Genomic DNA, 14,466 nt, shown 5'->3' on the forward strand with positions numbered 1-14,466 from the left:
GGCTGTCAATTAATAATCGACAGCCCTTTTTATATCTAATATCAATGATTTATTTTTTGATATTCTCCATTGCAAAATCCAAACGAGCAATGGTTTCTTCTTTTCCAAGAATTTCGATAATATCGAACATGTGAGGACCTTTACCTGCACCTACCATCGCCAAACGGAATGGGTTCATCACTTTTCCAAAGCCTATTTCCTTTGAGGTGATCCATTCTTTAACTACTTCCTCTGTATTTGCTGATGAGAAGTCTTCAATACCTTCTAAAATACCTTTTAATTCGGTCATCAATTCAGGAGTATCCGCTTTCCATCCTTTTTTCACAGTCTTGGCATCATACTCTTTTGGAGCTTCGAAAAAGAAGTTCACCTGATCCCAAAGTTCAGCAATAAAATCTACACGATCTTTCACCATTCCGCATACACGGTTCACAACAGCTTGATCAGCTTCAATCTCTTTTGCTGTTAATACCTCTTTGGTAAATAGGCTACCAATCTCCTCATCTGATTTGTTTACCAAATATTGGCGATTGTACCATTTGGTTTTCTCCGGATCGAACTTCGCTCCTGATTTATTAACTCTCTCCAATGAGAATGCTTGCGAAAGTTCCTCCATTGAGAAGATTTCCTGCTCAATTCCCGGGTTCCAACCCAAGAAAGCCAACATGTTTACGAAAGCTTCCGGGAAATATCCATCTTCACGATATCCTGAAGAAATGTCATTACTTTTCGGATCGGTCCACAACAATGGGAACACTGGAAAACCTAACTTATCGCCATCACGCTTGCTTAATTTTCCTTTACCAACTGGTTTTAAAATTAACGGCAAGTGTGCGAATTTAGGCATATCTTCACCCCATCCTAGTTGTCTGTAAAGCAACACGTGCAATGGCATTGATGGCAACCACTCTTCACCACGAATTACGTGAGAAATCTTCATCAAGTAGTCATCTACCACATTTGCCAGGTGGTAAGTTGGCATTCCATCCGACTTGAACAATACTTTATCATCCAAAGTAGATGTATTGAAAACTACATGACCACGAATTTCATCATCCATGTGTAATTCTTCGCCAACTGGCATTTTAAAACGAACTACATATGCTTCACCCGCATCAATTTTTCTCTGAACCTCTTCGGCAGGCAATGCCAATGAGTTGTTCAAATTTTCACGAGTTTCGTGATTGTATATAAAAGTCTTCTTTTCTTCTTCACATTTCTTACGGATAGCATCTAACTCCTCAGGAGTATCAAATGCATAATAAGCATCACCCGAAGCAATCAACTTATCGGCATACTCACGATACATTGGCTTACGTTCCGACTGACGATAAGGACCATATTCTCCACCTACGGTAGCTCCTTCGTCAATTGTAATTCCACACCATTTTAGCGCTTCTACAATATAATCTTCAGCTCCTGGAACATATCTTGTTTGATCGGTATCCTCGATTCGCAACAAAAATTCTCCATTGTGCTTTCTCGCAAATAAATAGTTAAATAAGGCTGTTCTTACACCACCCATATGCAACGGTCCGGTCGGACTTGGTGCAAATCGAACTCTGACTTTCTTTTCGCTCATTTTTATATCCGTTAATTTCGCAGCAAAGATAAGAAAATGGAAAAAGAAAATTATTGTAGAAAATTAAGAAACTGCTTAAAATTAAATAAATCGAGCAATCACATCCTTTAGGCCGTTAATATCAATAGGTTTTGTTACAAAATCATCGCAACCGGCAGCCATAATCTCTTCGTATGCTTCTCCATAATGGTAGGCAGTTTGTGCAATGATAGGAATTTGTTGATTTAATTTCTTGATATTTCGAGTAGCATCATAACCATTCATTATTGGCATTTGCATATCCATTAACACCAAATCAATTTCAGGATTGGACTCAAAAATACGAATGGCTTCTTCCCCATCTCTGGCTCGAATTAAACGAGCATTGGTATCTGTAAGCACTTCTTCCAGAAAGATATAGTTAAAATCTTCATCTTCTGCCACAAGTAACACTTTACCTTCCCAATTGTATTCAGAGGAGAAATTCATATGCTGTATCTTCTTATTTATTAGTTAAATAATTGTCGTATACCAAAGTTAGAATATTTTATGATAAGACAAAAAAAATCCGAATCTAATATGAACTTTTTTATACCCAATGTAAAGAAAAAGGGCTTCTCAATGAAAAGCCCTAACAACAGAAATAAATTTAAACAGTCATATGTCAATTTCTTGAACTCACCATTGCTGATATGGGAATCAACTTTATATTTATAAGTTTTAAAACTGAAATCTAAACTGATTGAAACAAAAATAAGATTTTTTACTTACAAAACAAGTGTTTTAAAACAATTTTACTTACGATTCAAAATAAACACATCTGCTATTTTTAAAACTCAAAACAAAAAAAGGAGTCTTAAAAGACTCCTTTTTTTAAACAGTAGTTTGTTATTTTATAAAGTGCTTACCCACATTTTGATGTTCCACAAGACTGACAAATTAAACATCCTTCCTGATAAATGATATGATCCGAACCACAATCAGTACATATCATCCCTTTAGCTTTGGTTCCATTCGGAATGTACTTTTTAAGTGCACGCTCAACACCATTTTTCCAGGTATTAATGTTTTCACTATCCAACTGAAGACCAGAAACAAGGTTTACCACTTGTTCAATTGGCATACCATGACGTAATACTCCTGAAATCAGTTTTGCATAGTTCCAGAATTCCTTATCAAATTTGTAAGATAAACCTTCGAATGTCGTTTTGAATCCTCTCTTGTTACAGAACTGGAAGTCGTAACGAGTATTCCCTTCATCATCTTTTCTCTTAATGATAATACCTTTATTCACTGATTTTGGCAATAAGATACCTTCTTCATCATCAGCAATACCGGTAAAAATTTCGTAAGGCTGTCCTTTATACAAACCGATAAAGGCAATCCACTTTTCTTTGTTATTTTGGAAACGAACAATTTCTGCTTCCAATTCTGCAGGACGTTTTTCTGGTACAACCTTAGTCTCTTCCTCTTTATTATCGTTAGAGATCAATACACCTGAACGAGATCCATCACGGTATACTGTACAACCTTTACAACCGCTCTTCCATGCTTCAACATACAAATCACCAACCAATGATTCCGGTACATCAGAAGGCAAGTTCACCGTCACACTAATCGAGTGATCTACCCATTTCTGAACTTTTCCTTGCATACGAACTTTCTGTACCCAATCTACATCATTCGAAGTTGCTTTATAGTATGGCGATTTTTTCACCAATTCATCAACTTCCTCGTTTGTGAAGTGCTGAGCTGCGTTAATTCCATTTGCTTCCATCCAGGTAACAAACTTGTGGTGGAATACAACAAATTCTTCCCAGCTATCACCAACTTCATCTACAAAGTCAACTCTTACGTCTTTATCGTTAGGGTTTACTTTTCTTCTACGCTTGTAAACAGGCATAAATACAGGCTCAATACCAGAAGTGGTTTGAGTCATCAAACTGGTTGTTCCAGTAGGAGCAATGGTCAAACAAGCAATATTTCTACGACCATATTTTTGCATGTCTGCATAAAGACTCTCATCAGCCTCTTTCAAACGCAAAATAAATGGGTTTTTACTTTCTCTCTTGATGTCGAAAATATTGAAAGCTCCACGATCTTTTGCCAAATAAACTGATGAACGATAAGCTTCAACCGCAATGGTTTTGTGAACTTCTACTGAGAAATCAATAGCTTCATCGCTACCATAACGCATTCCAAGCGCAGCAATCATATCACCTTCAGCAGTAATACCAACACCTGTTCTTCTTCCTTCGTTGGCTTTGGTTTTGATATTGGTCCAAAGATCTTTTTCTACTCTCTTTATTTCACTTCCTTCTGGATCTGAATCAATCTTTTCTATAATTGCATCAATTTTCTCCAATTCCAAATCAATGATATCATCCATGATTCTTTGCGCAAGAGCCACATGCTTCTTGAACAAATCGAAATTAAATTTCGCTTTTTTAGTGAATGGATTCTCTACATAGCTATACAAGTTAATTGCCAACAAACGACAGCTATCGTAAGGACACAAAGGAATCTCTCCACAAGGATTTGTAGAAACCGTTCTGTAGCCTAAATCAGCATAACAATCAGGTACCGATTCATTTTCAATGGTATCCCAGAATAAGATTCCTGGTTCTGCAGATTTCCAAGCATTGTGAACAATTTTGTTCCAAAGCTTTCCTGCATCTATATCTTTTTTATAGGTCGGATTTTCTGAATTGATAGGATACTGTTGGGTATATGGTTTACCATCCAATACTGCCTGCATAAATTCATCGTGAATTTTCACAGAAACATTTGCTCCAGTAACTTTACCCTGCTCCATCTTAGCATCAATAAACTCTTCTGAATCAGGATGCTTTACAGAAACACTTAACATTAAAGCTCCACGACGACCATCTTGTGCCACCTCTCTGGTTGAGTTTGAATAACGCTCCATAAAAGGAACAACTCCTGTTGAAGTTAAAGCTGAATTTTTTACCGGCGAACCTTTAGGACGGATATGAGATAAATCGTGTCCAACTCCACCTCTACGTTTCATCAACTGAACTTGCTCCTGATCGATCTTCATGATTCCACCATATGAATCGGAATCACCATCGTTACCAATCACGAAACAGTTAGACAAAGATGCAATTTGGAATTTATTACCAATTCCTGACATAGGGCTTCCTTGTGGAACGATATATTTAAAGTCCTTAAGTACGGCGAAAATTTCTTCTTCGCTTAGCGGATTCGGATAACGCTTTTCAATTCTTGCAATTTCACTTGCAATTCTGCGATGCATATCATCCGGAGTCTTTTCATAAATATTTCCAAATGAATCTTTCAGTGCGTACTTGTTCAGCCAAACACGTGCTGCCAATTCGTCTCCATTAAAATATTTAAAAGACGCTTGAAAGGCTTCTTCAGGGTTGAAAGTCTCTTTCATTTTTTCTCCTTGTTGTTGCTTCTCTTTAACTTCCATTCAGGTTCTCAAAAAAGTGGTTCTTACTGCGAATAACTTGTCTCTATATATCAGCAAAATGACCGGCTTCACCCGGTCCATTTTTGTAATATGCAAGTTACACAAAGCACACTTACCGTACAACAACAAAATCTTTTTTTAATGAAAAGTTATCCACAAAAATATGTTAATTTATTGATTTAATGGCTTTTAATTTTTTATTTTTTTTAAAAAGTTGTCCAAAAAGAAAAACTTACACCTTTTCTTAGATAATAAAACTTCTCGATTTAAACAAATCCGTTCATCACAATTTTAAGGCGATTTATAAAATTATAAAGGCAAAAACGTGGCACCCCCAGTAAAAGCTGAGTATCCAAAAAAGACAATAAATCAGACCTGAATTTCCGATAAAATTTTATCGCTTGCTCCACGCATTCTATCTACGTAATTTTTAGATTGAAGCCCTGAATAATTTCTTTTTTCTGAATTTTCATAGAAGATATCAAGAAGTTTTTTCAATTCAGAGTAATTTTCATAATATTTTGAAGCGCCTATTTCAATAAGATCTTTTGCTTCCTGAAATTTGTGATAATTTGGTCCAAATATCACGGGCAATCCAAAGGTCGCTGCTTCCAAAGTGTTGTGAATTCCTCTTCCAAATCCCCCTCCGATATAGGAAACGGTTCCATATCTATACAAGGAAGACAAAACACCAATACAATCAATTACCAATACTTCTGCAGCATCAATTTCTTCTTTTGTTGCCTTAGTATATCTCACCCATGTTTTTTGAATTTTAGAAGTGATGTTGTTAATATGATCTTCATCCACTTCATGTGCAGCAATAATATATTTGTAAGAATTTTTAGTCTCATTTAAATATTTGATGATATTCTCTTCATCTTTTGGCCAGGTGCTGCCTGCAATAAGAACCTCCTTACCCTGTGCAAATCCTTCCACCTTTGGCAAAGCTTTAGATCTGGTTGCAATTGTATATACACGATCGAATCTGGTATCACCAGTAAGTGTTACATTCGAAAGACCAATACCATTTAATAAATCAACCGATTCCTGGTTCTGCACAAACAAATGGGTAAATGCACTTAACATTCTCCTGTGAAAACCTCCATATTCTTTAAAAAACAATTGATCTGGTCTGAAAATCGTAGAGAAGATATAAGTTGGCACATTTCTTCTCTTCAACTCTTTAAGATAGTGATGCCAAAACTCATACTTGATAAAAAATGCCATTTTTGGATTCACGATATCCATAAAACGTTTTGCATTACTGGCAAAATCTGGTGGCAAATAAAAAATATAATCAGCTCCTTCGTAATTTTTTCGAACTTCATAACCCGACGGTGAAAAGAATGTTAGTAGAATTTTACTGTTTGGATATTTCTCCTTGAAACTCTCAATAACTGGTCTTCCTTGCTCAAATTCTCCCAAAGAGGCAGAATGAAACCAAATAATATCTTCTTCACCATGAATTGCCTCCTGAAGTTTTGCAAATACATTCTTTCTTCCAACAACCCATTGTTTGGCTTTGAGGTTAAAAAATGCAGCAATTCTAATTAAAAGAACATACAACCGAATCGACAGGTTATAAAAAAGAACCATATTTGAAAAAAAATTAATGTTTAACGGAACAGCTTCGCTATATTTATTCTCTACAAAACTAATAATTTTAAAGATCAGATTTCGTTATTAAGGAAACGAATCATTTAATACCTAAAGTCAGTTTAAAGAAAATCTTCTATTGAAACTTCGGATTCTCATCATATTACTTCTTTGTTTCGGTCTTAAGCAGATCGGATTCGCTCAAAACAATCTAAGAACGAAAAAAATTTTAGTCAATAGAGATACCATACAGCTTGACTCCTTAATTATTTTACCATCTACCGTAAAACTATTCCATAATACGAATGAGATACAAAAGGATTGGTATCGGATTAATTCATCTAAAGGAGAATTGATCAGCAGTCCTAAACTAAAGGAAATCAACGATTCAATCCTCGTTAAATATAGAATTTACAATTACAATATCCGTAAACCGATATACACGAGAGACATCTCCCAAATTAATTTGGCAGGAGATGCAAGACCAAGAGCATTTTCAACTGTAAGAGATTATAGCAACAGAGGTATTCTCAATGATCGTAAGTTGCAAAAGCAAGGAAATTACTCCAGAGGCATTTCATATGGAAACAATCAGGATGTGGTCACCAGCTCTAATTTAAACCTTCAGTTATCAGGTAAATTGAGTGATGATGTTAATATTCTCGCAGCCATTTCCGACAATAACATCCCTATTCAACCCGATGGAAATACACAATCCATTCAGGATTTTGATAGAATCTACATCAAGCTTTTTAATGATACCAAAGAACTTACCCTTGGTGATTACGAAATAGAATCGCCGGAAGGAAATTTTATGCGCTTTTATAAAAAAGTGCAAGGAGGGAAGTTTTCTGGTTTGATTAGCAAAAACAAAAATGGCAATGAGTTGAAATCAACAATTAGTACTTCAATCGCCAAAGGGAAATTCAGAAGAATGGAAATTCCAGGATCGGAAGGAATTCAAGGTCCATACCGATTAACTGGTGTGAATAATGAAAGCTATATTGTAGTTCTGGCGGGTTCGGAAAAAGTATTTGTAGATGGTAAAAAGTTAATGCGCGGAGAAAACTACGATTATGTGATCAATTACAACACTGCGAAACTGAGTTTTACTACCCAACAGCCAATAACAAGAAATTCTCGTATAGTTGTGGAGTTTGAATATTCTGAAGAGAACTATTCTCGTTACCTGATTTTTAATACCAATGAGTACAAAACTAAGAATGGAAAAATTTGGTTTAATATTTATCATGAGCAGGATAGTAAAAATCAACCCTTGGATCAAACCTTAAGCCAGAAAGACAAACAACTATTAAGTAATATTGGTGATAATCTTAATTTAGCCATCGTTCCTAACGAAGAGGTGGTGGAATATTCTAATGATTTTGTTCTATACCGAAAAATTGCCAAAACTGTAGCCGAAATAACTTACTCTGTATACGAATACTCTACCATACCAGAAGAAGCAATATACAGGGTAAACTTCTCCTTTGTTGGAAGCAATAGAGGGAATTACATTCAGATTAATAGCGTAGCCAATGGTAGAGTTTATCAATGGGTTGATCCAATAGATGGAGTGGCACAAGGCGATTATGCTCCGGTATCGAAGTTGATTACTCCACAAAAGCAACAAATGATTAGTTTAGGAGCCAATTACGACCTATCACAAACTTTCAATTCACGATTTGAAATCGCCTTAAGCAATAAGGATATAAATACGTTTTCCACCATTGACGATGGCGACAATCAGGGAATTGCAGTAGAATTTTCCTTGGCTAAAAAAACTTTAATTGCTGACACTACTAAATTTTTGAATACTCAGCTCAACATGCATTTTATTCAAAAAAACTTTGAGCAAATAGAGAATTTTAGGTCAGTGGAATTCAATAGAGATTGGAATATTGAAGAAAGTCCCAATAAAAGCAACGAAAACCACATTGCCCTGGTAAATCAATTCAACAATGCAAATTGGGGTTCAATCACTCATAATATATCTGTACTAAAAAGAGAATCTGATTATAAAGGTGTTAATCAAAATTTAAACTTAGCTTATCAGAAAAACAGGTATTCTATACAGTTCAATGGTAATTTATTAACTACTGATCAGAATAATCTGGAAAGCAAATTTTATAGACACACATTGAATGCTGCGTACTCAACAAAAATTGCCAAAATTGGTGTTGAAACCGAAAATGAAAACAATCAGATTGAAAATTCCGAAAGTGAAAGCCTGTTGGCTAGTAGCTTCTCCTTTTATTCTTATAAGTTCTATATCGAAAATCAGGATTCAACTAAAAATCAATTTCAAGCCTATTACCGCAAACGAAAAGACTTTCTTCCTCTGGATAATGAGCTAAAAACCCAAAGTGAATCAGAGGATTTTGGTGGTAAAATATGGCTTAAAAAAAACAGGAAGCACCAATTAAAAATCGAAAGTATTTACCGACGATTAAAGATCAGTGAAAAAGCTATTGGCAACGAAAAACCGGAAAATACATTTCTTGGAAAACTGGAACATCAGGCCAAAGTTAAAAAAGGATTACTGCAGACTTCTACTTACTACGAATTGGGATCAGGACTAGAAAGCGAAAAAGAGTATTCCTACATTGAAGTGAATGATGGAAGAGGAGTTTATCGTTGGACCGATTACAACAACAACAACATAAAAGAGCTTAATGAATTCGAAATCGCCTCATTTAAAGATGAAGCCAACTACATTAGAATAGCCACCAATACGAACAATTACAATAAAGTTTATACCAGCGATTTTAGACAAACCTTTAATTTGCGATTTAAGCGTATAAAAGCAAAATCGAGCATTGGTTCGTTCATTTCCCGATTTAGCAATCGCTTTGCTTATCGTCTGTCTAAAAAAAGTTTAAAAAATGATTTTAATCTTTACGCTAATCCATTCCAATCACATACTTCAGACGAAAATTTAATTACTGTGAACTCAAGCTTTCAGAATACTTTCTCGTACCGAAAACCCAAATCGAAAACCAATTGGGATATTATTCATTTAAGTAGCAGAAACAAACAATTGCTTACGCAAGGATTTGAGAGACGCAAGTTAGAACAGAACGGATTCCGCTACAAATGGAACATTGGCAAATCGAGTCAAATTTCGAATCGTATCGATTTCGGCACAAAGAGCCTTTATCAGGAAGGATTTTCCAATCAAAACTATCGCTTAAAGGAGATCAAAAACGAGCTCCAATTAAAATTTCAAACCAGTCTTGTATTTCAATTTGGCTTAAGCTACACTTATCAGCAAAAAGACAACAAACTATCAAGCGAAGAATCAAAAACTCATAATCTTGGAGCCAATTGTCAATATGCATTAACAAAAACCGGAAAACTTCAGGCTGCAATCAATTACCTAAATCTGGAATACAATTCTGATTCAAATACTTCTATAGCCTACGAAATGTTGGAAGGATTTTTACCTGGAAACAACTCAACCTGGAATCTGGCTTACAACCAACAACTATCTAAAGTCTTTCAAATGAATATTTCCTATAGCGGTCGTCAAAGTGAAGGGGGAAAAACCATACATGTAGGCAGCATGGAGTTGAGAGCTTATTTTTAATTAAACTCGATTCTGTAATTATCTTTCAACTTAAAAATGTAATTTTAGCTGTTAGGTAAAGTAGAAATTTATGACAGATCAGATTAAAATTGTAGTAAGCGATTTAGATGGAACCTTGCTACCATCAATGGGTGAGGTTAGTAAAAGAAATTACGAGTGCTTACAACAACTTAAGGAATCGGGGATTACAAGAGTGATTGCCACAGGACGAACTTTATATTCTGCCATGGCTGTTTTGCCTGAAGATTTCCCTATCGATTATCTAATTTTCTCTTCTGGTGCAGGAATCATGAATTGGAAAAGCAAGGAATTAATCTACTCACAGCAAATTGAAGCTGAAGAAGTACTGGAACTTTCCAAAATCTTAATTGATCATGAAATTGACTTTATGATTTTAGATCCAATCCCTAACAATCATCAATTCTGGTATTATAAAACGGGAAATAAAAATTTAGATTTCGACAGAAGATTAAATCTGTACAAACAATTTTCTACACCAGTGGGCAACATTCAAGACACAAAGCGAGATGCTTGCCAAATTTTGGCAATTCTGCCAAACAAAGAAGCGTGGTTTGAAGAGCTAAAAACCAAGTTTGATGACATTAAAATCATTAGAGCTACCTCTCCTTTGGATCATGAATCCATTTGGATGGAGATATTCCCCTTGCACATTTCGAAAGGTCATGGCTGCGAATGGCTGTGCAATAGGTTAAAAATAAGTGCAAATAATTCTTTTGTTATTGGTAACGACTACAACGACATTGATCTTTTGGAATGGGGAAAACACAGCTATGTTGTTGACAATGCGCCACATGAATTAAAAGACAAATACCAAATAACCGAAAGTGTAATTAAAGATGGTTTTGCTATAGCCGTACAGAAAGTTTTAAGTGAATGCTCAAAAACAATGCTTAAAGACTTACATGGCCGCTAATAACAAATCAATATCTTTTGCAAGGATTCCAAAAGTATCTCCCAATCTTCGGTTGGTTAAAATACCACGATACACATATGCACCTTTACGAAGCCCCATATCGTTTTTAATAAATTTATGAACGCCGCCATTCTGTCCAATATTCAGCAATAATGGAGCACAAATATTACTCAATGCCAATGATGCTGTTCGAGCCACGTGCGATGGTACATTAGGAACACAATAGTGAAGTACACCATATTTCTTGTAAACCGGATCTTTGTGATTCGTCAGCATAGAGGTTTCGAAGCATCCTCCCTGATCAATACTTAAGTCAATAATAATTGAGCCTGCTTTCATATTCTCAACCATCTCTTCGGTTACCATATAACCTACATGTTCTTTATGGTTTCGAATTGCACCAATTACCACATCTGCAGAAGCCAAAGCTTTTTCAAGTACCTGAGGATGATAAATGGAAGTAAAGACTCTGTGTCCCAAATGATCTTCCAATCTGCGCAAGCGATAAATGGAATCATCGAAGACCTTAACCATTGCGCCCAGACCAAGAGCAGCCCGAGTAGCATATTCAGCAGCAGTACCGGCACCCAATATTACAACCTCGGTTGGTGTAATTCCAGTAATGCCACCCAGCATAACACCTTTTCCACCATGTGCCTTACTTAAATACTCACCGGCAATCATAATGGATGAAATACCGGCAATCTCTGCCATTGATCGCACCACTGGGTAATAATTATCTCGATCTTTAACCAGTTCCAAGGCAATGGCAGTTACTTTCTTCTGCATCAACTTGCGAACATTCTCGCCACACTGACTTTTGATTTGAAGAGCCGAAAATAAGATTTGATTGCCTCGAAGCATATCGATTTCGGCACTTGAAAATGGTGATACCTGCATAATGGTATCACACTGATATACTTCTTTTTTTTCAAGAACAATACATGCACCGTTTTCGCTGTATTCTTTATCGGTATAGTTCGATGCCAAACCAGCTCCTCGCTCTAGAACCACTTCATGGCCATTGTTTACCAACAACTCCACTGATTGCGGAGTAAGACAAACACGATTTTCACCACGGTATTCCTCTTTGGGGATACCAATAACCAATTGTTTGCGTCGGCGTTCTAATTCCAACATTTCTTCCTTAGGTTGATAGAATTCATGACCTAGTGGGAAGTTCTTTGATCCTTCACTTAACGGCGCCATATGCTATATTGTAATATTTAATGGAATACTTACTTTGGGTAAGCCATTACAATTTAAGAAATTTTTGCCTTTTTTCAGCTTATACTATTTCTCATTAAAGTATGCGAATACTTCTGCTACCATCCGCTTCTTCATTGAAGTGAACTTCAACAGTATCATTAGGAAGAATAGAATCAATTTTTTCAGGCCACTCAATAAAGCACATGGCATCACTATAAAAATAATCCTCGTACCCAAAATCATAAGCCTCCTGAACATCATCAATTCGATAGAAATCAAAATGATAGATTATATTTTCTTTAGCCGTATGATACTCGTTTACAATGGCAAAGGTTGGACTATTTATGGTATCCTGCACTCCCATTTCTTCGCAAATGGCTTTTACAAATGTTGTTTTTCCAACACCCATTGCACCATGCATTGCAAAAATTCTCTTATCTCCTACCAGCTTAATAAATTCAGCTGCAACAGAGTTAATATCTTCCAGCGAATTGATTTTTAATTCCGTCATTTCCTGCTAAACCTTTGTGTTTTAATTTTTCTTAGGACTTAAAGTAACCAGTGGAACAATCATCTCTTCCAAAGAAATTCCTCCATGTTGGAAAGTATTTCGATAATAAGAGCTGTAATAATTAAAATTGTTCGGGTAAGCTAAAAAGTCCTCCCCAAATGCAAAGATATAAGAAGAACTAACATTTACTTGCGGTAAGTTCGCTTTTCGTGGTTCTGTAACCTCAAAAACCTCTTTCGACTTGTAATTCAAGTTCTTTCCTTGTTTGTAACGCAGGTTGGTATTGGTTTGTCTGTCACCAATTACTTTAACCGGATTTTGCACACGAATTGAACCGTGATCGGTAGTAATTACGAGTTTTACATTCTGTTCCGATAGCTTTTTAATCAACTCTAGCAACATTGAATGCTCGAACCATGATAATGTTAATGATCGATATGCAGCCTCATCTGCAGCCAATTCTCGAATCATTTCACTTTCGGTTCTGGCGTGAGAAAGCATATCAACAAAATTGTATACAAAAACACTTAACTGAGAATTTAAAATGGAATTTAGATTATCCAAGACCTTTGCTCCCATTTTTTCATTGTTAATTTTCTCGTAATGATAAGTGTAATCCTTATAATGACGCTTCAGTTGGAATCCTATAAAATCTTCTTCATGAATGTTCTTGCTACTTTCTTCGTCCTCATCAATCCAATGCTGTGGGTGTCTTTTTTTGATTTCCAAAGGAGTTAAACCAGAAAACATTGAGTTACGTGCATACTGAGTAGCCGTTGGAAGAATAGAATAATACATCGAATCATCTTCAAGTACAAAGTAATTGCTTATTACCGGATACAATGTTTGCCACTGATCGTAACGCAAATTGTCAATTAATATAAAGGCTACCTTCTGTCCCTGATCCAAAAGCGGATAAACTTTTTCTTTGAATACATTGGGTGTAAGCAATGGCTTATCCTCTTCATCCGGATCCATCCAGGAAAGGTAATTTTTCTTTACAAAGCGAGCGAATAGATTATTGGCCTCGGTTTTCTGCATTTTTAGAATTTCATCCATTCCGGAATCTTCGATATTAGAAAGTTCCAATTCCCAAAACACCAATTTTCGGTACATCTTCATCCAATCCTCAAAGTTGCGGCAATCGTTAATTTCCATTCCCATTTGCCCAAACTTCGATTGATAAGCCATGGTTGTTTTCTCTGAAACCAATCGCTTTTTATCGATGTGCTTTTTAAGGGTAAGCAGAATTTGCTTTGGGTTCACAGGTTTAATCAGGTAATCGGATATTTGCTTCCCAATAGCCTCATCCATGATATCTTCTTCCTCGCTTTTTGTAATCATTACAATAGGCAAGGCAGAATCAATCGATTTGATTTCACTTAGCGCTTCCAATCCACTCATTCCTGGCATATTTTCATCCAATAATACCAAATCAAAGTGTGATTCTTTCACCAAATCGAGGGCATCGTAAGCATTATTACACGATACTACTTCGTATCCTTTTTCCTCTAAAAAAATAATATGAGGTTTTAACAACTCTATCTCATCATCAACCCAAAGTATCGTATTTTCTTTCACGCTTACACAATTAAATCAACCTAAA

Annotated in this window: 9 protein-coding genes; 2 read left to right on the forward strand and 7 right to left on the reverse strand. The window is 35.9% G+C overall.

The window, feature by feature from the left end:
- Positions 1 to 49 precede the first annotated feature (49 nt).
- The 4 genes from gltX to BXY64_RS15790 all read right to left on the reverse strand — a co-directional run bounded on the left by gltX (position 50) and on the right by BXY64_RS15790 (position 6,617).
- Positions 50 to 1,582, reverse strand: coding sequence for a glutamate--tRNA ligase (gene gltX / locus BXY64_RS15775; protein ID WP_120240935.1), 1,533 nt, complete (start codon positions 1,580 to 1,582; stop codon positions 50 to 52).
- Positions 1,583 to 1,663: 81 nt separating this feature from the next.
- A complete protein-coding gene (locus BXY64_RS15780) occupies positions 1,664 to 2,050 on the reverse strand; it encodes a response regulator (RefSeq protein ID WP_120240936.1) in 387 nt (128 codons plus the stop codon).
- Between the two features lie 415 nt (positions 2,051 to 2,465).
- The gene (locus BXY64_RS15785; RefSeq protein WP_120240937.1) at positions 2,466 to 5,018 is read right to left on the reverse strand and encodes an adenosylcobalamin-dependent ribonucleoside-diphosphate reductase; all 2,553 of its coding nucleotides are present in this window, start codon (positions 5,016 to 5,018) and stop codon (positions 2,466 to 2,468) included.
- Between the two features lie 369 nt (positions 5,019 to 5,387).
- Positions 5,388 to 6,617, reverse strand: a complete 1,230-nt coding sequence (locus tag BXY64_RS15790; protein ID WP_120240938.1) for a 3-deoxy-D-manno-octulosonic acid transferase — start codon at positions 6,615 to 6,617, stop codon at positions 5,388 to 5,390.
- A gap of 139 nt (positions 6,618 to 6,756) precedes the next feature.
- Between BXY64_RS15790 and BXY64_RS15795 the strand changes: the two genes are divergently transcribed.
- Both BXY64_RS15795 and BXY64_RS15800 read left to right on the forward strand, forming a co-directional pair.
- Complete coding sequence (locus BXY64_RS15795; protein ID WP_147376014.1) at positions 6,757 to 10,206, forward strand: hypothetical protein; 3,450 nt, start codon at positions 6,757 to 6,759, stop codon at positions 10,204 to 10,206.
- Between the two features lie 70 nt (positions 10,207 to 10,276).
- A complete protein-coding gene (locus BXY64_RS15800; RefSeq protein WP_120240940.1) occupies positions 10,277 to 11,140 on the forward strand; it encodes an HAD family hydrolase in 864 nt (287 codons plus the stop codon).
- Here the strand turns inward: BXY64_RS15800 and BXY64_RS15805 are convergent.
- From BXY64_RS15805 to porX, 3 genes are all read right to left on the reverse strand, one after another.
- Positions 11,126 to 12,349: an alanine dehydrogenase gene (locus BXY64_RS15805; RefSeq protein ID WP_120240941.1), complete on the reverse strand. Its 1,224-nt coding sequence runs from the start codon at positions 12,347 to 12,349 to the stop codon at positions 11,126 to 11,128. The two genes, BXY64_RS15800 and BXY64_RS15805, sit on opposite strands and share 15 nt — an antisense overlap.
- Positions 12,350 to 12,443: 94 nt before the next feature.
- Entirely contained in the window at positions 12,444 to 12,860 is a 417-nt protein-coding gene (gene tsaE / locus BXY64_RS15810; RefSeq protein ID WP_120240942.1) for a tRNA (adenosine(37)-N6)-threonylcarbamoyltransferase complex ATPase subunit type 1 TsaE, read from the reverse strand.
- A 21-nt stretch (positions 12,861 to 12,881) separates the two neighbouring features.
- Complete coding sequence (gene porX, locus BXY64_RS15815; protein WP_120240943.1) at positions 12,882 to 14,441, reverse strand: T9SS response regulator signal transducer PorX; 1,560 nt, start codon at positions 14,439 to 14,441, stop codon at positions 12,882 to 12,884.
- Positions 14,442 to 14,466 lie beyond the last annotated feature (25 nt).

It is taken from the genome of Marinifilum flexuosum (assembly GCF_003610555.1).
Lineage (GTDB): Bacteria > Bacteroidota > Bacteroidia > Bacteroidales > Marinifilaceae > Marinifilum > Marinifilum flexuosum.

Coding starts and splice junctions, on each gene's coding strand:
- BXY64_RS15800 (WP_120240940.1), top strand. CDS start 10,277: ATGACAGATCAGATTAAAATTGTAGTAAGCGATTTAGATGGAACCTTG.
- BXY64_RS15780 (WP_120240936.1), bottom strand. CDS start 2,050: ATGAATTTCTCCTCTGAATACAATTGGGAAGGTAAAGTGTTACTTGTG.
- gltX (WP_120240935.1), bottom strand. CDS start 1,582: ATGAGCGAAAAGAAAGTCAGAGTTCGATTTGCACCAAGTCCGACCGGA.
- tsaE (WP_120240942.1), bottom strand. CDS start 12,860: ATGACGGAATTAAAAATCAATTCGCTGGAAGATATTAACTCTGTTGCA.
- BXY64_RS15805 (WP_120240941.1), bottom strand. CDS start 12,349: ATGGCGCCGTTAAGTGAAGGATCAAAGAACTTCCCACTAGGTCATGAA.
- BXY64_RS15790 (WP_120240938.1), bottom strand. CDS start 6,617: ATGGTTCTTTTTTATAACCTGTCGATTCGGTTGTATGTTCTTTTAATT.
- BXY64_RS15785 (WP_120240937.1), bottom strand. CDS start 5,018: ATGGAAGTTAAAGAGAAGCAACAACAAGGAGAAAAAATGAAAGAGACT.